Origin of the sequence: Piscinibacter sp. XHJ-5, assembly GCF_029855045.1 — a bacterium.
GTDB lineage: Bacteria > Pseudomonadota > Gammaproteobacteria > Burkholderiales > Burkholderiaceae_C > Albitalea.
This window is the reverse complement of the sequence record NZ_CP123228.1, coordinates 184,910-203,780: the sequence shown is the minus strand read 5'-3', so window position 1 is coordinate 203,780 and position 18,871 is coordinate 184,910. Positions and strand designations below refer to the sequence as shown.

Sequence of the window (18,871 nt, the reverse complement as noted above, 5' to 3'; positions counted from 1 at the left end):
ATGGCGGACGCCAAGCCCAAGCGCCGCTCGCAGCACTGGTTCGGCGACCCCGGCAAGGACGGATTCATCCACCGCAGCTGGATGAAGAACCAGGGCCTGCCGGCCGACAGCTTCGACGGACGGCCGGTCATCGGCATCTGCAATACCTGGTCCGAGCTCACACCCTGCAACCACCACTTCCGCGAACTCGCGCAGCGGGTGAAGAACGGTGTGCTGCAGGCCGGCGGCCTCCCGCTGGAGTTTCCGATCAGCTCGCTGGGCGAGACGCTGATGCGGCCCACCGCGATGCTGTTCCGCAACCTCGCGAGCATGGACGCCGAGGAATGCATCCGCGCCAACCCGCTCGACGGCGTGGTACTGCTCGCGGGCTGCGACAAGACGACGCCGGCCACGCTGATGGGCGCGGCAAGCGTCGACCTTCCCGCGCTCATCGTCTCGGGCGGACCCATGCTCAACGGCCGCTACCGCAACCAGCGCATCGGCTCCGGCACGCATGTCTGGAAGTTCTCCGAGATGGTCAAGGCCGGCGAGATGACGCAGCAGGAATTCATGCAGGCCGAGAGCTGCATGTCGCGCTCGGCCGGCCACTGCATGACGATGGGAACCGCGTCGACGATGGCCTGCATGGTCGAGGCGCTGGGCATTGCCCTGCCCGGCAATGCCGCGATCCCCGCGGTCGACTCGCGCCGCTACGAGCTGGCGCAGATCGCCGGCCGGCAGATCGTCGAGCTGGTCAAGCGCGACGTGCGGCCGTCGGCCATCCTCACGCGCAAGAACTTCGAGAACGCGATCCGCGTCTGCGGTGCGATCGGCGGCTCCACCAACGCGGTGGTCCACCTGCTGGCGGTGGCGGGCCGCGTGGGCGTGCCGCTGAGCCTCGACGACTGGGACCGCTGCGGGCGCGACGTGCCGACGCTGGTCAACCTGATGCCGTCGGGCGAGTACCTGATGGAGGACTTCTACTACGCCGGCGGCCTGCCGCTGGTGATGAAGCGCTTGCTGGACGCCGGGATGCTGCACGGCGATGCGCCATCGGTGTCGCTGTCCACGCTGGCCGACAACGTCGCGGATGCGGAGTGCTTCGACGACGAAGTGATCCGCCCGATCGAACGTCCATTGGTCCCGCAAGGCGGCCTGGCGATCGTGCGCGGCAACCTGGCGCCCAGCGGTGCGGTCATCAAGCCGTCGGCGGCCAGCCCCAAGCTGATGCGCCACACCGGCCGCGCGGTGGTATTCGAGGACGTCGAGCACTACAAGTCGCGCCTGGCCGATCCGGCGCTCGAGATCGACGCCGACAGCGTGATGGTGCTGAAGAACTGCGGCCCCCGCGGCTATCCCGGCATGGCCGAGGTCGGCAACATGGGGCTGCCCGCCAAGCTGCTGCAGCAGGGCGTGACCGACATCGTGCGCATCTCCGACGCGCGCATGAGCGGCACGGCCTACGGCACCGTCGTGCTCCACGTGGCGCCGGAGGCCGCCGTGGGCGGCACGCTGGCGCTGGTGCGCGACGGCGATGTGATCGAGCTCGACGTCGCGGCGCGCAAGCTCGAGCTGCACGTGCCGGCCGACGAGCTGGAGCGCCGCCGCGCCGAATGGCGTCCGCCGCCGCCGCCGGCCTCGGGGTATGCGCGGCTTTACGTCGACCATGTGATGCAGGCGGACCAGGGCGCGGACCTCGATTTCCTGCGCGGGTGTCGCGGCGATGCGGTGCCGCGGGAATCGCACTAGGTCTTCACGCGCCCGATCCACCGGTCGATCTTCGCCTCGAGCACCGAGAGCGGCACCGACCCGCTGCCCAGCACTTCATCGTGGAAGGCGGCCAGCGAAAAGCGCTCGCCCAGCGCGGCGCTTGCCTTGTCGCGCAGCGACTCGATCTTCATGCGGCCGATCGCGTACGACAGCGCCTGGCCGGGCGCGACCATGTAGCGCTCGATCTGCGCGCGGGCATCGCGCTGCGAGAAGCCGGTGTTGGCGACCAGGTACTGGATCGCGCGTTCACGCGTCCACCCCTGCTCGTGCAGGCCGGTGTCCACCACCAGCCGCACGGCGCGCAGCATGGCCAGGCCCAGATGACCGAGGTGGGCATCCGGCTCGCCGTACAGGCCCAGCGAGTGCCCCAGCGTCTCGGCATACAGCGCCCAGCCTTCGCCGAAGGCGTCGTAGAACCAGAAGCGTTGCATGCGGTTGAGCGGCAGCTCCTGCGCGAGCGAGGCCTGGTAGTGGTGCCCGGGCCGGGCCTCGTGCAGGAACAGCGCCGCCATCCGCGTCGTCGCGTACTCCCGGGGATCGGTGATGACGGCGTAGAACACGCCCGGCCGCGAGCCGTCGATGGCCGGTGGCTCGTAGTGGTCGCTGGCGGTGTCGCGCGTCAGTTCGGGCTCGGGCCGGATCTCCAGCGGCGCCTTGGGCAGGCGCCCGAACAGCCGCGGCAGCTGCGGAGCGATGCGGCGATCGAGCTCGGCGAAGGCATCGAGCACTTCGCGCTCGCTCTTGAACGGCCGCGCTTCCGGCCGCTTGCCGTGCCAGGCGAGGAAGTCCTCCAGTGAGCCGCTGAAGCCGTACTGCGCCTGCACCTTGGCCATCTCGCCGCGCAGGCGCTCCACCTCGGCCAGCCCGAGCGCGTGGATCTCCGCCACGCCGAGGGCGGTGGTGGTGTTGCTGCGCACGAGGTGCGCGTACCAGGCCTTGCCGTCCGGCAGATCGCCCAGCCCCGACGACTTGCGGCCATGCGGGCGGACCTCGTCGTCGAGCACCTGCGCCAGCCGCGCGACCGCCGGGGCGACCTGGCGGGCGACGAGCTCGTGGTACGCCCGCACCAGGCGCCGGCGCGTCGCCTCGGGGACGGCGGCGGGGATCAGCTGCGTCGCCTGCGCATAGGCATTGCGTGTCGGGTCGGGCTGCGCCAGCGCCCGCAGCATCGGCACGACGCGCTCGATGATCACCGTCGGCAGCACGATGCCGCGCCGCACGCCCTCACGCAGGTTGGCGATGGCCTGCCTGCACCACGCGGGCACCTGGGCCAGGCGCGTCAGGTGCCGCTCATGGTCGACCGCGCCGGCGAAGGCGGACAGGCTGGTCGGTTGGGCCAGCATGTACAGGGGATGGCCCGGCAGGTGATGGATCGGCAGCAGGTGATCCGGGAAGCGCGCGCCGGCGATCGCGTCCTCGAGGTGGTGACGCCGCACGTCATGGGTGACCGCGTCGGCTTCATCGAGGCGCCGGATGTCGATGCGCTGCAGCGCTGCCAGCGTGCGCCGGTTCCACGCGAGCATGCGGCGCCGCTGCGCCGGGGCAATGCCCATCGGCAGGCTCGATGCCTGCTGCGGCGTGGCCACGCCCAGCATGCTGGCGTAGAAGGGCTCGGCCTCGAGCAGCATGTCGACATGGCGCTCGACGAGCGCACGCAGCGCGCTGCCCGGGGCGGGCTCGGCGGCGATGACGCGGCCCCACGGCGCGGCGAGTGCGCCGAGAAAGCCGAGCAGCAAGGGGCGACGACGGACGCTCAGCGATGACGACATGCGGCCTCCCGGGTACACGGTGTGGGCGCGCAGGATAGGCCGGAACGCCGCGCCGCGCTGAACACGCCGACGACGCCCTCGCGGGGATCAGGCGGCGATGGCCTCGTCGTTCGCCGCCGGCCGTGCAGCGACCGGGCCAGCGAGGGTCTCGCGCAGCTCGCCCCCCAGCGCGTCGACCAACCCGGCGATCATCGGCGCCAGTTCGCCGGTGGCGATGGCGACATCCGCGTCGAAGCCGTCGTCCCGCGTGCCGGCCGCCGAGCCCGCGCCTTCGAGCGCCACATCCAGAAACTTGAGTTTCTTCAGCGCCATCGTCTCGCCGAGCACGAAGGACACGCGGCCGCTCCACGTCATCGCCAGCTGCGTGGGCAGCTTGCCCTGCACGATGTGCTCGGCCACCTCGGCGATCTCCAAGGTGTGACGCGCATAGCGCACCGTCGCCTTCTCGCTGTCGGGCTGCTTCAGCTCGCAGTCGCGGTCGATGGTGAAGCCCGGCGGCGCTTCCTGCGTGGTCAGCCAATGCGACATGGCCGCCGAGGGCGAAAGCTCCGTCTGCAGCGGCCGCAGCACGATGCCGCCGCCGAGCAGCTCCACCAGCCGGGTGACGATCGCATCGGCCTTCCTGGCGCTGGCAGCGCCGATGACCACGAGGCGCGAGCGCACGTCGATCCACACCGGCATCTGCGCCCGCTTCGGGAAGGCGCGCGGCAGCAGCTTGTGCACGATCTCTTCCTTGATCTCCTTGGCGCGCTTGCCCTTGGGACGGCGGCCGGTCTCGGCCTCCAGCTGGTCCAGGCGCGCCTCGAGCTCGCTGCGCACCACCGCCGCCGGCACCGCCTTGGTCTCGGTGCCCAGCAGCAGGATCCAGTGGCCGCCGACGCTCTCGATCAGCGGCGAGTGCTTGTCGCCGCGCGGCTGCAGCCAACCGGCCGATTCCATCTGCGTGGCGCCGCAGGCGGCAAAGCGCGCGGTCGCCAGGCGCTCCTCGAGCTCGGTGAAGACGGGGGTGTCCCAGGAGTGGATGCGGTAGACGAGAGCGTTCTTGAACATGGACGGTGGTGAACTGCGACGGGCCGCGGATTGTAGGTGGGGGTCGGGGGCGCCCACGGAGGCCCGACACCGCCACCGCCGCGGCCGGCGCGTCACAGCCGATCGACGTAGCCGAACGTGCCCTGCTCCTTCACTTCCTTCGCCGCTGCGGTCATCGCCGCCATCGCCACGCGATACAGCGACGTCGCGAGGCTGACGCGGCGCACGCCGGCGGCTTGCAGCTCGGCCACGCTGAACGAGCATCCGGGCACGCCGATCATGAAGTTGACGGGCTTGCGCACCGCCGCGCAGACGGTGCGCACCGCGTCCAGGCTGGGCAGGCACGGCGCGAACAGCACGTCGGCGCCGGCCTTCTCGTAAGCCTGCAGGCGGCGAATGGTGTCGTCGAGGTCGGGGCGCCCGCGCAGGTAGTTCTCGGCGCGCGCGGTGAGCGTGAACGCAAACGGCAGCGCGCGGGCCGCTTCGACGGCCGCCGCGATACGCTCGGCAGCCTGGCCGAGATCGTAGAGCGGCCGGTCGCGATCGCCGCTGAAGTCCTCGATGGAGCCGCCGACGCAGCCCGCCTCGCCGGCCAGCCGTATGGTGAGCGCCGCGTCGGCCGGTGCATCGCCGAAGCCGTTCTCGAGATCCGCCGCCACCGGCAAGTCGGTGGCCGCCGCGATGGCGCGCGCATGCGCCAGTACCTCATCGCGCGACAGCTCGCCGTCGCGCCGGCCGAGCGCCGCCGCGGACGCGCCGCTGGAGGTGGCGAGCGCTTCGAAGCCCAGCTTGGCCAGCGCACGCGCCGAGCCGGGATCCCAAGGATTCGGAATGACGAAGGCCGCCGGACCTTCGTGCAGTTGTCGAAAACGAAGCGCTTTGTCGTGCTGGCTCGCGGGCATGGCAGTCTCCGGGGGATGAAGCGCACGATGCTATGCCGTGCGTGCGCGCGGCGCTCGCCGCCTTCGGACATCGACCTGCCGGCGTCACGGATGGTCGTAACGCTGTCGCCGTTCCTGGTATTGCCGCTGCAGTGCGATGCACTGCGGGTGCTGCTCGAACTGCGACTCCCGGCACTTGCTGTTGATGCAGAACGCCATGCTGATGAAGTTGCGGTCGCCGCATGCCTCGCGCGGGCCCAGCGTCGGCTTCTGCATCTTGACGCTGGCGGCGGGCGTCTTCTTCTTCGCCGCGGGCCGCGCCGCCGCGCGGCGCGCGGGCTGCGGGTCTTCCAGCACCGTGATCGGCATGGCGCGGGCCGGGACTGCGGCGTCGGCCTGGGCGGCCTGCACGGCTGCCGCCGTGGCGATCACCGTCTTCAGGATCGGCGGCGGCGCGCTCTCGGTCCTTGCGGTGCGTCCGGTGGGCTCCAGGCTCTCGCCGGGCCCCAGCGATTCCGACGGATGCAGCGGCGCAGAGGGCGCCGCCACCTGCCGGCCGAGCGCGCGCCATGTCGCCAGCTCGGGATCCGGCGGGCCGCGATGAAGCAGGCCCATCGCCGCGGTGACGCAGAGCGTCGCGATGGCGGCGATGGCGGCCCGCGACCTCCAGCGCGGCGCGGCCGGCGGCACCGGTGCGTCGAGCAGCGGCGGGGGCACCGGGATGGTCGACGCCATGGGCGCGTCCGACACCAGGCGGATGGTCGGGTCCCACATCGCCGCGGACACCGGCGGCGCGAACGCGACCGCCGCCGCCAGCGGCTCGGGGGTCACCACCGGCGGCGCCGCCTGCTCGTTCGGCAGCTCCGGCGGCGTCACCACCAGGGGCGGATCGATGCGCAGCGGCTGCATCGGCCGCAGCACCGGCGGGGGCGACACGCGTCCGTCGAGCGCGCTGCAGAACTCCTGCACGCTCTGCGGCCGGTCCTGCGGTCGCACCGCCAGCGCCCACTGGATGGCCGCCAGAAAGGTCGCCGACACACCGGGCGGCGGATTGGCCGTCAGCAGCGGCATCTCGTCCTGCACGGAGCGCACCGTCGAGGGCGGCGGCGGCACCGCGGTGAGCAGGTACACGATGACGGCGCCGAGCGCATACAGGTCCGTCCACGGGCCCTGGCGCAGGTGGTTGGCCTCGGCGTATTGCTCGATCGGCGCGAAGCTGGGCTTGAGCACCGCCGTGAAGCCCTGCGTGCGGTCGCCGATGACGCGGCGCGCCGCGCCGAAGTCGAGCAGCACCGGCTCCTGCTCGCTCGGCAGCAGCACGTTGTCCGGCGCGATGTCGCGGTGGTAGATGCCTTGGGCGTGCAGCATCGCCAGCGCGTCGAGCAAGGGATCCAGCACGCCGCGCAGCCACGCCTCGGTGGGCGGGCTCTTCATCGAGCGCCGCATCTCGCGCAGCGTCGGGCCGCGCACCCACGGCATCACCATGTAGGCGGTGCCGTTCGCCTCCCAGAAGCGATGCACCTTCACCACCGCCGGGTGGTTGAAGCGCGCCAGGATGCGCGCCTCGTTGACGAAGGAGCGCAGCCCGGCTGCATAGGTCGCCGCGACGTTCGCGGAGCGCACTTCCACGCGCAGGCCCTCGCCGCGGTAGGCCAGCTGCGTGGGCAGGTATTCCTTGATCGCGACGTCGCGGTCCAGGACATGATCGCGCGCCAGGTAGACGGTGCCGAAGCCGCCGCTGCCCAGCGTGCGCAGGATCTCGAAATCGGTCAGCCGTGTGCCGGGCGGCAGCGACTCCCGTTGGGCGGCGGCGCGGGCGACGGATTCGTCGGCGCCATCGAGGGGATCAGCAGCATCCATGGCGCATGGCCAGGCAAGTAAAAGCTGCCGCAGAAAAATCGCGACCGGCAACGCACGCCGTGCAACGAACGCTCCACCACATGGTTCGTGCGCTCCACCTGCGACAGCGTGGAGCCGGGCCTCCGAAGTTTCACCGGGGATCGGTGTGACAACGGAGCAAGCGGCATTCCGATCGTCAATGGACGGCGCCGCGGGTCTCGACGTACAGCGCGTACAGCGAATGGCTGCTCGCCATGAACAGGCGATTGCCCTTGGCGCCGCCGAAGCACAGGTTGGCGCAGCGCTCGGGCAGCCGGATGTGCGCGATCGCCTTGCCCTGCGGGTTGAACACCATCACGCCGTCGAGGTCCGCGGCCACCGCCTGCGGCGAGCCGTTGCTGCCCCAGCCGCACCAGAGATTGCCGTCTTCGTCGCACTTAATGCCGTCGAGCGCGCCGGGCCCGTTCGCGTCGATGACGACCTTTCGATCGCCGAGCTTCGCGCCGCCGTCGAGCACCTCGTAGGCCCACACCAGCCGATTCGGCTGGGCGCGGCTTTCGACGACGTAGAGCCTCTTCTCGTCGGGCGAGAAGGCAAGGCCGTTGGGGCCGGCGAGGTTGTCGAGCACCTGCGACAGCTTGCCCGCCGGATCGATCCGGTACACCGCGTGCGGCAGCTCCGGCGCGGCCTTGTCGCCCTCCCAGTGGCCCCCGATGCCGAACGGCGGGTCGGTGAACCAGATGGAGCCGTCGCGTGCGCAGACGACGTCGTTCGGCGAGTTGAAGCGCTTGCCGTTGAAACCTTCGGCCAGCACCGTGATGCGCCCGTCATATTCGGTGCGCGTGATGCGCCGCGTGAGATGCTCGCACGCGACCAGGCGTCCCTGACGGTCGCGCACCAGGCCGTTGGAGAAGTTGGACGGCTGGCGGAAGACGCTGGCCGTGCCGGTGGCCTCGTCCCATCGGATGATGCGGTTGTTCGGGATGTCGCTGAACAGCAGGAAGCGGCCATCGCCGAACCACACCGGCCCTTCGGCCCAGCGAAACCCGCTGGCCAGCTGCTCCACGCTGGAGCTGAAGATGCGATAGCGCGCAAAGCTCGGATCGAGCACCTGCACCGACGGATCGGGGTAGCGCTGGTTGGGCTTGAAGTCGTGGCCCTGACCCAGCGCCGCGGGGGCCACCGCAGCGCCGGCAGCACCCAGCAGGAGGCTGCGGCGGCCGACCCGGCCGGTCTCCAGATCGATCTCGGCTGCCATATGTGTGTCGTCTCCTGATGGCGGCGCCCGGGATGGCGCCATGTGTTTTTGTGTGACGATACTACCAATCATCGGCCAGCACGGTCCGTTCGGCTGCTGACACCACGCTGTCAGGAGCGCCCAAGCACGATGAGGACTCCGATCCACTTCGTTTCCCAGGAGACCTTCATGACCCAGACCGCTCCCCGCCACGCGATCAACTGGTTCGAGATCCCGGTGCGCAATCTCGGCCGCGCCCAGCAGTTCTACGAGACCGTGCTCGCCGCGCCGCTGCGCCGCGAGGACATGGGCGGCAGCACGATGGCCGTCTTCGGCTACGACGACGGCGGCGGCGTGGGCGGCTGCCTGGTGGAAGGGGCACCGGCGGCGCAAGGCACGCTGGTCTACCTCAACGCGGCGCCCTCGCTCGACGCGGCGCTGGCGCGCGTGCAGGCGGCCGGCGGGCGCATCGCGACGCCGCGCACCGAGCTTCCAGGCGACATGGGCGCCTTCGCTCACATCGTCGACACCGAAGGCAACCGGATCGGGCTGCATGCCTGAGGCAGCATCGCCGCCTTTGCAAAGGCCGCTGGTCGAGCTCTGCACGCCGATGTAGTCACCGCATGCGCCGCGCCGACCGTCTCTTCGAGCTCGTCCAGATCATCCGCGGCCGGCGGCTGTCGACCGCGGACTATCTCGCCGAGCGCATGGAGGTGTCGGCCCGCACCGTCTACCGCGACATCGCCGACCTGCAAGCGCAGGGCGTGCCGATCGAAGGCGAAGCCGGCGTGGGTTACCGCATGCGGCCCGATTTCGACCTGCCACCGCTCATGTTCACCAAAGACGAAGCCCAGGCGCTGGTCGCCTCGGTGCGGATCGCCCAGCCACGGCTCGACGCGGCGCTCGCCCGGCATGCGGGCGGCGCGCTGTCGAAGATCCTTGCCGTGCTGCCGGTGGCCGCGCGCGCTGCCGCCGAGAGCCTGGCGGTGTATGCGCCGCCCATCGGCCTCGACGAGGCGACACGCGCACACCTGGAGGGGCTGCGCATCGCAGCGGAATCGCGCCGCAAGGTGCGGCTGCGCTATCTCGACCTGAAGGACCGCCCCAGCGAGCGCCTGGTGCGACCCCTCGGCTGCTTCTACTGGAGCGACGTGTGGACGTTGGCCGCGTGGTGCGAGGCGCGGGAAGGGTTTCGCAACTTCCGCATCGACCGCATTCAGGAGATGCACGTGCTCGAGGAGCGCTTCCGCGACGAGGCCGGCAAGACGCTGGCCGACCTGCTGCGCAGCGTCGACGCCGAGCTGCCGTCTTGAAGCGACACTCGAGGACATGACGACGAAGCCGACCGCTCCCGATGCCGATGACGACCTGGAGGCGCTGATCGGGCAGCTCCGCCGAGGCGTCCCCCAGCCCATCGTCGAGACCCACATCCACTTCTACCAGGTGACCCGTCCGGGCGGCGTGCCGTGGCCGCCGGCGGCGAGCACCACCCTGTACCGCGATGTGCTGCCGGCCGAGTACCAGCAGCTGGCGCGCCTCCACGGCATCGTGGCAGCAGGCATCGTGGAGGCGAGCCCGCTGGCCGAGGACAACGCATGGATCCTCGACCTGGTGCGCCGCGATGCGTTCTTCCGCTTCTTCGTGGGCCAGCTCGAGGTCGGCTCGCCCGGCTTCATCGCGCAGCTCGACCGCCTCGCCGCAGACCCTCGCTTCGTCGGCATCCGCAGCTTTCTCTGGGGGCCCGCGGCGATCACGCTGGACGCCGCGCAGCGGCGCGACCTGGCCGAGCTCTCGCGGCGCGGCATGACGCTGGACCTGATCAGCCGCGGCACGACCAACCCGAAACCCACGGTCGAAGCGTTGTGCAAGGCCTTCCCGCAGCTGCGCGTCATCGTCGATCACCTCGGCGGCGCGCAGGGCCCGACGCCGACGCCGGAGTGGGAGCTGTCGATCCGCCGATGGGCCGAGCTGTGTCCCCAGCTCTCGGTGAAGTTCTCGTCGTTCTACGACGTGTACCAGACCGGCGACGGCAATGCGCCGTGGCCCGCGCCGCTGGAGCTCGCCGCCTACCGGCCGCACTTCGATGTGCTGATGAGCGCATTCGGCTCCGACCGCCTCATCTGGGGCAGCAACTGGCCGGTGAGCAGCCTGGGCGGCGGCTTCGCCGAGCAGATCCGACTGGCGCACGACTACCTCGCGCCCTTGGGCGAGGAGGTGCGCGACAAGGTGATGTTCCGCAACGCGCTCAGCTTCTATCGGCGCGTGCCCCCTCGGCATGGAGCCGGCACGCGGGGGGCATGACGGTTCGCTAGCGGTATTCGTTGGAGTACATCCGCATCGACGCCGGCGCATTCGCGGCGGGCGCATCGATCTCCACGCGCGCACGAGTCGAGGAGTCGCCCCACAGGGCAGTCGACACGGAGCTCACCCGGGGCGGGCCGTAGCTACTCTCGAATTCGCCGCGCAGCGCTTGCGGGCCGACTTGCGCGTCGACCACCACCATCACCAGGCGGTCGGCGTGGAAGCAGAAACGCACCTCGCGCAGGGGCGCGTCCCCGTACAGCAGGTTCTCGCGCTCGCGGCGGTAACAGCGCACCTCGCCTTGCGCGGACACCAGATGCGAGTCGCCGAGGCTCTCGACGCCGGCTCCCCAGGGGACGCCGCGGAACCCGCGCAGCTCCACCGCGCCGACGCTCACCGAAGCGAAGCCCAGTGCGGCCAGCGCGGCCCAGCGGGCAAGACGACTCATCCGCAGACCCATGGGTGTCTCCTTGGTTTGACGACGCCTCAGTGTGCAGAGGCCGGCCTCGTCGTTTCAATTCGTAACCGCAAGGTGGTCGATTTCTTCTCGCGAAGAAGTCGCATGGCCAAGTTTTCTTACACCTTCCGTATCAATTCGTAAACGAAAGCAAGCTCGCGTGAAGCCCGTCGAAATTTCACGGCGCGGATCTGCGCATCAAGGGAGCGAACAGATGAAACGAAGAAGCCTGTTGTGGGGTGGCTCGGCCGTGGCCGTCGCGGGGGTGTGCGGCACCTGGTCGAGCTTGGCCGCCAGTGCCAGCGTGGTCCGCTTCGGCCAGTCGGCCTCGCTGACCGGGGGGCAGGCCGGCTACGGCCGCGACGTGCGCGACGGCATTGCAGCGGCCTTCGCCGCCGCCTCCAAAACCAGCGGCACGCGATTCGAGCTGGTGACGCTGGACGACGGCGGCGTGCGCAGCCGCACCGCGCAGAACGTGGCCACGCTGATCGACCTGGGCGTCACCGGCCTCATCGGCCTGACCAGCGGCGCCGGCGCCGAAGCCTGCATCCCGGCGGTCGAGAAGGCACAGATCGCGTTGCTCGGGACCGCCAGCGGCAACATGGGCATCCGCGCCGACGGCGTCAGCTCGGCCTTCCACGTGCGCGCCGGCTACGACCTCGAGTACCAGCGCATGGTCGCCTACGCGCGCGACTTCGGCATGCGCCGCATCGGCGTGGTCTACCTGGAGGACACCTCCAAGGCCAACCTGGATGCGATGAACCTGTCGCTGCATTCGATGTCGATCACGCCGAAGGTGTCTGTCGGCATCGACCGCAACATGAGCTCGTTCGACGCGGTCTCGGCCAAGCTGCTCGAAGCCAAGCTCGACTTCGTGCTGTTCACCGCCAATGCCGCCCCGGTCTCGGCCATCATCGACCAGATGACGGCGGCGCGTTATCCCGGCTTGTTCTACGCCTCGTCGTTCGCCGGCCAGGACCTGGTCGACGCGCTGGTCGCGAAGAAGCAGAGCTGCGTGATGAGCATGGTGGTGCCACGCCCCAACGCGACCACCTTCAGCGTGGTCAATCGCTGCCAGCAGGACCTGGCCGCTCTGGGCGGCGCGCGCATGGGCATGACGACGCTCGAGGGCTACATCGCCGGCCGCATTGCCGTCGAGGCAGCGCTGAACGTGTTGAAGAACGGCAGCATGACCCGTCCGAAACTGCGCGAGTCGCTCGCTGCGCTGCGTGCGGACGTGGGCGGGTACAAGGTCGAGTTCGGCGGCGGCACCCAGGGATCGAAGTACGTCGACCTGGTCGCGATCGACCGCTACGGGCGCATGGTGGGCTGACGCCGGCTGGGGCAAGGCGCCTCTTCGGCGCCCGGGGCAGGGCGGCCGTGCGACTCTCGCACCCGCGAGCGCAGTGGCGGAAACTTTCGCTGCCGCCGACCGCAATAGGAGCACGCTCCCGAGCGCTTGCCTGCGCGCTCTCGTTCCATGATGCCCTTCGTCCCCTGGAAACCCGCGGTCCGCACCGACGATGCCTCGCTGGCACGGCGCGTGGCCGCCGGCGACCGGGACGCCCTGGCGCTGGCGTACGCACGCGAGTCGGCGGGGGTCTACCGCTACGCACTGGCGCTGTGCGGCAACGCCGCCTGGGCCGCCGATGCGACACAGGACGCCTTCATCGCGCTGGCGTCGCGCGCAGCCACCTTCGACGCCGCACGCGGCTCGCTGGGCGCGTGGCTCGCCGGCGTCGCGCGCCACACGCTGCTGGCGCAGTGGCGCGCATCCCAAGGCCGAACGGGCACCGACGACAGCGTCGATGACGTCGCTGCGGGCGAGGCGGAGGCGTCCATCGACACCCTCCTCGTCCATCGCCAGGAACTCGAGGCGCTGTGGGCCGCGATCCGCTCGCTGCCGTGGCCGTTTCGCGAAGCGCTGGTGCTGGTCGATCTGCAGGAGCGGCGCTACGACGAAGCCGCGGCGATCGCCGGTGTCGAGGTCAACACGCTGCGCAGCCGGCTGCACCGGGCCCGCGCGCGGCTCGCGGCGCAGCTCAACGCCGCCGCCGGAGAAGCCGCATGACTCCCACCGCTTCCCCCCGCGGCCAGGAAACGCTGCGCGATGCGCTGCGCCTGGCCGGCGACGACCTGCGAGCCCACCAGCCGGACCCACGCGTCCCGCATGCGGTGTGGGCCGCGATGGCGGCGGCGAAGAGCGCTGCCCCGGCGCGCCGGCGTTCGTCGTGGCTGGCGTGGATCGGCGGCGGCCTGGCCTTCGCCACGCTGGCCGTCGCCGCGCTCATGCTGGCGGTGACCCCGTTGCCGCAGGACGACCTGGTCGGCCGGCGCGCCAGCGTGTCCACGCCGTTCCTTCCGGTGTCCGGCGGCGAGCGCTGGCCCCAGCTGCTGCGCGAGGCGCGCGAGCAAGGTCCCGCGTGGGTGGTGCCGGCCGAGCTTCCGCGTGAAAGCCTGGCGGCGATGGGGCTGCCCTACGACCCTGCGCGCGCCGGCGAGCCGGTCCGCGCCGAGCTGCTGGTGCATGCCAGCGGCGACGTGCTCGCCGTGCGCTTCGTGCGCTGAGATGACGATCCGAGGAGACCTGCCATGTATGCCCAGATCCGCCTGCGCTGTCTCGTTCCTTGTGCCGCCCTGCTCGGCGCTGCAGTCGCCCACTCGCAGCCCCTGGAGGACACCGACCTGCTCTTGGCCCAGGCGTCGTTCGAAGCGCCGCTTCTCGTGGCCGGCGACGATACGGTCGCGTTCGCGGCGCGTGAGCTGGGGGACGAGCGCATCGTGAAGGGCGCGCCGTACTGCGCCGAGGCCGAGATCGAATCCGTGCAGCCGCTGACCGACGGCAACCGCATCGTGCGTCGGCACACGACGCGCCTGTGCCGCGACGGCGAGGGCCGCACGCGCCAGGAGATCGACCGCGGCGGGCGCAAGACCGTCTACCTGCGCGACCCGGTGGCACACGAGAGCTGGGTCCTCGATCCCGAGCGAAAGAGCGCGCGCCGCCTGAGCGCCGCCGGCCCGCTGCTGGAGCGCGAGCACGGCTTTGCCATGCGGGAGTACGCCGACAAGATGCGCGACTGGGCGCGCAACTTCCGCGAGAGCCTGCGCCGCGAGCCCGGCACGCCGGTGGTCGCGCCCGTGCCGCCGACACCGCCGGTGCCGCCACCGGTGCCGGCCATCGTGGGCGAGGACGACATGCCCAAGGGCATGCAGATGCACGTGCTGCGCATGGATCCGCAGGCGCCGCTGCCGCCGCTGCCGCCGGGGGTGGCCTTCCAGGCGCGCGTCGGTGCGCCACGCGGCCCCGGTGTCGCCACCGCTCTCGGCAGCAAGGACATCGACGGCGTGCGGGCGAACGGCGAACGGACTACCTGGACCATCGAGGCCGGCAAGCTGGGCAACGAGAAGCCCATCGTCATCACCCGCGACGTCTGGACGTCGCCGGAGCTGCTGCTCACGCTGCAGTCGCGCGACGCGGACCCGCGGGTCGGCGAGACGACCTATCGGCTCGCGCGGCTCAAGCGCGGGGAGCCCGATGCGGCGCTGATGCGCGTCCCGCCGGATTACGCGGCGCCGCCGGCGCCGGGGCCCAGGGGCGCGAAGGGCTGAGGCTCAGCCGCCGTAGAGGTAGTTCGGCAGCCACACCGTCAGGCCGGGCCAGATGTACATGAACACCATGCACAGGATGACGATCAGCATGTACGGCATCATCCCCGCGAAGATCTGGTTCAGCGTCACGTGCGGCGGCGACACGCCCTTCAGGTAGAAGGCCGACATCGCGACCGGCGGAGACAGGAATGCCGCCTGCAGGTTCACGAACACCAGCGTGCCGAACAGCAGCGGGTCGATCTTGAAGTGGGTCAGCAGCGGCAGGAAGATGGGCACGAAGATCACGATGATCTCGGTCCACTCGAGCGGCCACCCCAGCACGAAGATGATCGCCTGCGACAGCAGCAGGAACTGCAGCGGCGACAGGTTCATGCCCAGCACCCAGTGCTCGATGATGGCCTGCCCGCCGAGTATGGCGAACACCGCCGAGAACAGCGCCGAGCCCACGAACAGCCAGCACACCATGGCCGTCGTCTTGGCCGTCAGGAACACCGCCTCCCTGATCTTCTGCAGGTTCAACGTGCCTGCCTGCCAGGCCATCAGGAAGGCACCGGCCGCGCCAACCGCCGCCGACTCGGTGGCGGTGGTGATGCCGAACAGGATCACCCCCAGCACCACCAGCGTCAGGATGCCCAGCGGCATCACCGAGGACACGAGCATGCGCAGGATCTCGAACTGCTCGGCATCCATGCGCCAGTAGTACCAGGCGAGCAGCGCCAGCGTGATGGCGCACGTCAGCCAGAAGCCGGTGTAGAAGGCGTCCGGCACGGCCGCCATCTTGGGCCCTTGCACCGGTTCGCCCAGCGCCTGCAGACCACCCTCCTCGGTCTTCGCGGCGGGCTCGGCGCCCGGCGGCTCTGCCACGCCCGACGACGGCGGCTCCTTCACGCCTTCGCTGTCCGGAGGTTCCTGCAACCCGCCGGACTGCGGCTCCGACCCTGAGGAAGGAGGCTCCTGCACGCCGCCGGCGGACGGCTCCCGCGCTTTCTGCACCTGCTCCGCCGCCGCCGGCTCCGGATTGCTGTCCTTCTGCGAATAGATGGTCACGTACCACCACACCGCGCCCAGCGTCACCGCCGCCAGCAGCACCGGCACCAGGGCGGTCACGAGGTTGCGCAGAAGCAGCCACCAGGTGACCCGCACACCCTCCACCGATGCGGAGAGAACACGCCCGGGTGCCACCACCGCCTTGAGCAGCGCCGGCAGCATGCGCCCGCCATGGGTGTCGGCGACCTGCCTGACCCAGGGCGAGACCGGCGCGCGCTGCTGTTCCAGCGGCAGCCGGGGCGCGACCTTGGGCTGGATCATGGCCCAGCCGATCACGTAGACCAGGTACAGGAAGGCGAGGAAAAAGCCGGGGAACATTGCCGCCGCGTACAGCTTGACGACCGACTGCCCGGCGACCGCCGCGTAGACGATGATCATCACCGACGGCGGTATCAGGATGCCCAACGTGCCGCCGGCGGTGATGACGCCGGCCGCCAGCCGGGTGTCGTAGCCGGCGTTGAGCATCGGCCGCATCGCGATGACGCCCATCAGCACCACCACCGCGCCGACCAGGCCGCTGGCGATGCCCCAGAACGTGCAGATGATCAGCGTCGCGACCGCCAGAGAGCCCGGCAGCCGGCGGAAGGCCAGCTGCACGCTGTGGAACATCTTGTCCACCAGCGCTCCGCGTTCCATCACGTAGCCCATCAGCACGAACAGCGGGATCGACAGCAGCGTCTCGTTGGTCATCGCGCCGTAGGCGCGCTGCACCATCAGGTCGAACACGCGGTTGTCGATCCAGTGCTGCGACGGGTTGTAGAACGCGATGAAGCCGAAGAACATGCCCAGGCCCATCAGCGTGAACGCGGTCGGGAAGCCCAGCATGATGACGACCACGATCAGGCCGAGCATCGACAGGCCGAGTGCCGCGTCGCTCACAGGGCTGCCCTCCGCGCTGCGGCGCTCACGTACCGGCTCCGGCGCCGCGCTGCCGCGCCGCCTCGTCGATGCGCTTGGCGTTGTCTATCGCCTGCCGGCGCGCCTCCTCGTCGACATAGGTGCTGCCGGCGAGCTGCTGCGCCACGACGTCCATCTCCTCGGCGTCCTTCAGCCGCTCGGGCCACGCGCCGGTTCGCAGGCACACGATGCATCGGATGATCTCGGCGAGGCCCTGCATCATCACGATCACGCCCGCCACGGGGATGACGAACTTGAACGGATACACCGGCAGCGGCGTGGCGTTGAATGTCTGCTCGCGCATGGCCAGCGAGTCGTTGAAGTAGTCCCAGCCGGCCCAGGTGAGCGCGCCGATGCCGGGCAGAAAGAACACGATGAACAGGATGAGGTCCAGGGTGGCCTGCGTGCGCGGCTTCATGCTGCCGTAGAGAAAGTCGCCGCGCACATGTCCGTCGTGCGCCAGCGTATAGGCGCCGCACATCATGAACAGCGTGCCGTACATCATGTTGTTGATGTCGTAGATCCACGCGGTCGGCGCATTCAGCGCGTAGCGCTTGAAGACCTCGATGCACACCACCAGCATCAGCAACACGATCAGCCAGGCGAAGATCTTGCCCACCCACGTGCTGATGCGGTCGGCCGTGTGAAGCAATCGTTGAACGTCCATCGGCAGGCTCATGCAGTGAACGAAAGGCGACGCCAGTCCTCCGGAACTGCCGGAGGACTGGCGCGAGTGCAGCGGGAAGCGGGAAGCGGGTTCAGCCCTTCTTTTTCGCGAAGTAGTGGTTGTAGGCCATCTTGAAGTCGACCATGTAGTCGCTCTGCCACTGCCCGGCTGCCTGGGCGAAGGCCTTCTGCGACTCGATCACCTTCTTGAACAGCGCGTTCTCGGAGGACTTGGTGGCAACGATCTTGTCCCAGGCCTCGAGCTGGGCCCGCAGGATGGCGTCGGGGGTCTTGTAGAACTTGACGCCGGCCTTCTTCAGCTCTTCGTAGTCCTTGGTATTGCGGTCGATCGCCTTCCAGCTCATGTCGGCGCTGGCCGCCTGCACCGCGTAGTCGATGATGGCCTTGAGCTCAGTGGCCAGGGCGTTGTACTTGCCCTTGTTGAACAGGATCTCGAACTGCTCGCCGCTCTGGTGGAAGCTCTGCAGCATGCAGTTCTTCGCCACATCCTGGAAGCCCAGGGCCCGGTCGCTGGAAGCGTTGTTGAACTCGGCCGCGTCGATCAGGCCGCGGTCCAGGGCCGGCACGATCTCGCCGCCCGGCAGCGGGTTCACCGCGGTGCCCAGGGCCGTGAAGATGTCGACCGACAGGCCGACCGTGCGGAATTTCAGGCCCTTCAGATCGGCGACCTTGGCGACCGGCTTCTTGAACCAGCCGAGCGGCTGCGTGGGCATCGGACCGTACAGGTACGACACCACGTCCATGTTGATCGACTTGTAGATCTCCTCGAGCAGCGCCTTGCCGCCGCCGTAGTTGTGCCACGCGAGCACCATGTTCGGATCCATGCCGAAGGCCGGACCGGAGCCCCAAAGCGCGAGCGCGGAATTCTTGCCGTAGTGATAGGCGACGACGCCGTGGCCGCCGTCGAGCGTGCCCTTGTTGACGGCCTCCAGCAGCTGGAAAGCCGGCACGACGGCGCCCGCGGGAAGCACCTCGATCTTGAGTTTGCCGCCGGCCATGTCGTTGACCTTCTTGGCGAAGTCGTTGGCGTACTCGTGGAAGATGTCCTTGGCCGGCCAGGTGCTCTGGAAGCGCAGCGCGGTGGTCTGCGCCGTGGCGATCATCGGGGTGGCCAACGCGCCGGCGGTGGCAGCACTGGTGGCGGCCTTCTTCAGGAAGCGTCGGCGCTGGGTCGGCGAGGTGGTGCTCATCTTGTCTCCTCTTGAGGTTCGTCGGTCGCACGATGCGCGGACCAGGGTGTCCGTCCCACGACTTGCCCACTGTCGGGCGTCGTCTGACGACCGACAAGTAGGTCTAACCCCTTGGCACGATGAGTCGCGGTCGAATCAGTTTTGACCCGCGTGCATGCAGTGCGCAGCGCGCACCGCGC

The 18,871-nt window shown here is 69.9% G+C and carries 17 protein-coding genes; 8 read left to right on the top strand and 9 right to left on the bottom strand.

Annotation, left to right across the window (positions count from 1 at the left end):
* Complete coding sequence (locus P7V53_RS00975; protein ID WP_280153608.1) at positions 1–1,728, top strand: IlvD/Edd family dehydratase; 1,728 nt, start codon at positions 1–3, stop codon at positions 1,726–1,728.
* Here P7V53_RS00975 and P7V53_RS00970 read toward each other — a convergent pair.
* The 5 genes from P7V53_RS00970 to P7V53_RS00950 form a co-directional block, all read right to left on the bottom strand.
* Positions 1,725–3,518, bottom strand: coding sequence for a DUF885 domain-containing protein (locus P7V53_RS00970; RefSeq protein ID WP_280153607.1), 1,794 nt, complete (start codon positions 3,516–3,518; stop codon positions 1,725–1,727). The two genes, P7V53_RS00975 and P7V53_RS00970, sit on opposite strands and share 4 nt — an antisense overlap.
* 87 nt (positions 3,519–3,605) lie before the next feature.
* Complete coding sequence (locus P7V53_RS00965) at positions 3,606–4,568, bottom strand: recombination-associated protein RdgC (protein WP_280153606.1); 963 nt, start codon at positions 4,566–4,568, stop codon at positions 3,606–3,608.
* Between the two features lie 92 nt (positions 4,569–4,660).
* Complete coding sequence (locus P7V53_RS00960) at positions 4,661–5,449, bottom strand: isocitrate lyase/phosphoenolpyruvate mutase family protein (protein WP_280153605.1); 789 nt, start codon at positions 5,447–5,449, stop codon at positions 4,661–4,663.
* A gap of 84 nt (positions 5,450–5,533) precedes the next feature.
* Positions 5,534–7,288, bottom strand: a complete 1,755-nt coding sequence (locus P7V53_RS00955; RefSeq protein ID WP_280153604.1) for a serine/threonine-protein kinase — start codon at positions 7,286–7,288, stop codon at positions 5,534–5,536.
* 175 nt (positions 7,289–7,463) lie between these two features.
* Positions 7,464–8,525 (bottom strand): SMP-30/gluconolactonase/LRE family protein, encoded by a 1,062-nt coding sequence (locus P7V53_RS00950; protein WP_280153603.1) that lies wholly within the window; start codon positions 8,523–8,525, stop codon positions 7,464–7,466.
* Between the two features lie 168 nt (positions 8,526–8,693).
* Between P7V53_RS00950 and P7V53_RS00945 the strand changes: the two genes are divergently transcribed.
* From P7V53_RS00945 to P7V53_RS00935, 3 genes are all read left to right on the top strand, one after another.
* A complete protein-coding gene (locus P7V53_RS00945; protein ID WP_280153602.1) occupies positions 8,694–9,065 on the top strand; it encodes a VOC family protein in 372 nt (123 codons plus the stop codon).
* 62 nt (positions 9,066–9,127) lie between these two features.
* Positions 9,128–9,817: a YafY family protein gene (locus P7V53_RS00940; RefSeq protein WP_280153601.1), complete on the top strand. Its 690-nt coding sequence runs from the start codon at positions 9,128–9,130 to the stop codon at positions 9,815–9,817.
* A gap of 16 nt (positions 9,818–9,833) precedes the next feature.
* Positions 9,834–10,805 carry an amidohydrolase family protein gene (locus P7V53_RS00935; protein WP_280153600.1) on the top strand — a complete coding sequence of 324 codons (972 nt, stop codon included), beginning with the start codon at positions 9,834–9,836 and terminating at the stop codon, positions 10,803–10,805.
* A gap of 7 nt (positions 10,806–10,812) precedes the next feature.
* Here the strand turns inward: P7V53_RS00935 and P7V53_RS00930 are convergent, their stop codons facing one another.
* Entirely contained in the window at positions 10,813–11,265 is a 453-nt protein-coding gene (locus P7V53_RS00930; RefSeq protein ID WP_280153599.1) for a hypothetical protein, read from the bottom strand.
* A gap of 211 nt (positions 11,266–11,476) precedes the next feature.
* On the opposite strand from P7V53_RS00930, the gene P7V53_RS00925 reads away from it, so the two are divergent.
* The 4 genes from P7V53_RS00925 to P7V53_RS00910 all read left to right on the top strand — a co-directional run bounded on the left by P7V53_RS00925 (position 11,477) and on the right by P7V53_RS00910 (position 14,871).
* Positions 11,477–12,595 carry an ABC transporter substrate-binding protein gene (locus P7V53_RS00925; protein ID WP_280153598.1) on the top strand — a complete coding sequence of 373 codons (1,119 nt, stop codon included), beginning with the start codon at positions 11,477–11,479 and terminating at the stop codon, positions 12,593–12,595.
* 147 nt (positions 12,596–12,742) lie between these two features.
* Positions 12,743–13,333 carry an RNA polymerase sigma factor gene (locus P7V53_RS00920; protein WP_280153597.1) on the top strand — a complete coding sequence of 197 codons (591 nt, stop codon included), beginning with the start codon at positions 12,743–12,745 and terminating at the stop codon, positions 13,331–13,333.
* Positions 13,330–13,830 carry a hypothetical protein gene (locus P7V53_RS00915; protein WP_280153596.1) on the top strand — a complete coding sequence of 167 codons (501 nt, stop codon included), beginning with the start codon at positions 13,330–13,332 and terminating at the stop codon, positions 13,828–13,830. Before P7V53_RS00920 ends, P7V53_RS00915 begins: the two co-directional genes overlap by 4 nt.
* 24 nt (positions 13,831–13,854) lie before the next feature.
* Positions 13,855–14,871 carry a hypothetical protein gene (locus P7V53_RS00910; RefSeq protein WP_280153595.1) on the top strand — a complete coding sequence of 339 codons (1,017 nt, stop codon included), beginning with the start codon at positions 13,855–13,857 and terminating at the stop codon, positions 14,869–14,871.
* Positions 14,872–14,874: 3 nt separating this feature from the next.
* Here the strand turns inward: P7V53_RS00910 and P7V53_RS00905 are convergent, their stop codons facing one another.
* From P7V53_RS00905 to dctP, 3 genes are all read right to left on the bottom strand, one after another.
* Complete coding sequence (locus P7V53_RS00905; RefSeq protein ID WP_280153594.1) at positions 14,875–16,797, bottom strand: TRAP transporter large permease subunit; 1,923 nt, start codon at positions 16,795–16,797, stop codon at positions 14,875–14,877.
* A gap of 25 nt (positions 16,798–16,822) precedes the next feature.
* Entirely contained in the window at positions 16,823–17,482 is a 660-nt protein-coding gene (locus tag P7V53_RS00900; protein WP_280153593.1) for a TRAP transporter small permease subunit, read from the bottom strand.
* A 91-nt stretch (positions 17,483–17,573) separates the two neighbouring features.
* Positions 17,574–18,692 carry a TRAP transporter substrate-binding protein DctP gene (dctP, locus tag P7V53_RS00895; protein WP_280153592.1) on the bottom strand — a complete coding sequence of 373 codons (1,119 nt, stop codon included), beginning with the start codon at positions 18,690–18,692 and terminating at the stop codon, positions 17,574–17,576.
* Between the last annotated feature and the right edge of the window lie 179 nt (positions 18,693–18,871).

Bases quoted from the DNA above. Each gene is read 5' to 3' on its own strand.
- P7V53_RS00910 (WP_280153595.1), top strand. From the start codon at position 13,855: ATGTATGCCCAGATCCGCCTGCGCTGTCTCGTTCCTTGTGCCGCCCTG.
- P7V53_RS00920 (WP_280153597.1), top strand. From the start codon at position 12,743: ATGATGCCCTTCGTCCCCTGGAAACCCGCGGTCCGCACCGACGATGCC.
- P7V53_RS00935 (WP_280153600.1), top strand. From the start codon at position 9,834: ATGACGACGAAGCCGACCGCTCCCGATGCCGATGACGACCTGGAGGCG.
- P7V53_RS00965 (WP_280153606.1), bottom strand. From the start codon at position 4,568: ATGTTCAAGAACGCTCTCGTCTACCGCATCCACTCCTGGGACACCCCC.
- P7V53_RS00900 (WP_280153593.1), bottom strand. From the start codon at position 17,482: ATGGACGTTCAACGATTGCTTCACACGGCCGACCGCATCAGCACGTGG.
- P7V53_RS00940 (WP_280153601.1), top strand. From the start codon at position 9,128: ATGCGCCGCGCCGACCGTCTCTTCGAGCTCGTCCAGATCATCCGCGGC.
- P7V53_RS00975 (WP_280153608.1), top strand. From the start codon at position 1: ATGGCGGACGCCAAGCCCAAGCGCCGCTCGCAGCACTGGTTCGGCGAC.
- dctP (WP_280153592.1), bottom strand. From the start codon at position 18,692: ATGAGCACCACCTCGCCGACCCAGCGCCGACGCTTCCTGAAGAAGGCC.
- P7V53_RS00915 (WP_280153596.1), top strand. From the start codon at position 13,330: ATGACTCCCACCGCTTCCCCCCGCGGCCAGGAAACGCTGCGCGATGCG.
- P7V53_RS00950 (WP_280153603.1), bottom strand. From the start codon at position 8,525: ATGGCAGCCGAGATCGATCTGGAGACCGGCCGGGTCGGCCGCCGCAGC.
- P7V53_RS00955 (WP_280153604.1), bottom strand. From the start codon at position 7,288: ATGGATGCTGCTGATCCCCTCGATGGCGCCGACGAATCCGTCGCCCGC.
- P7V53_RS00945 (WP_280153602.1), top strand. From the start codon at position 8,694: ATGACCCAGACCGCTCCCCGCCACGCGATCAACTGGTTCGAGATCCCG.
- P7V53_RS00930 (WP_280153599.1), bottom strand. From the start codon at position 11,265: ATGGGTCTGCGGATGAGTCGTCTTGCCCGCTGGGCCGCGCTGGCCGCA.
- P7V53_RS00970 (WP_280153607.1), bottom strand. From the start codon at position 3,518: ATGTCGTCATCGCTGAGCGTCCGTCGTCGCCCCTTGCTGCTCGGCTTT.
- P7V53_RS00960 (WP_280153605.1), bottom strand. From the start codon at position 5,449: ATGCCCGCGAGCCAGCACGACAAAGCGCTTCGTTTTCGACAACTGCAC.
- P7V53_RS00925 (WP_280153598.1), top strand. From the start codon at position 11,477: ATGAAACGAAGAAGCCTGTTGTGGGGTGGCTCGGCCGTGGCCGTCGCG.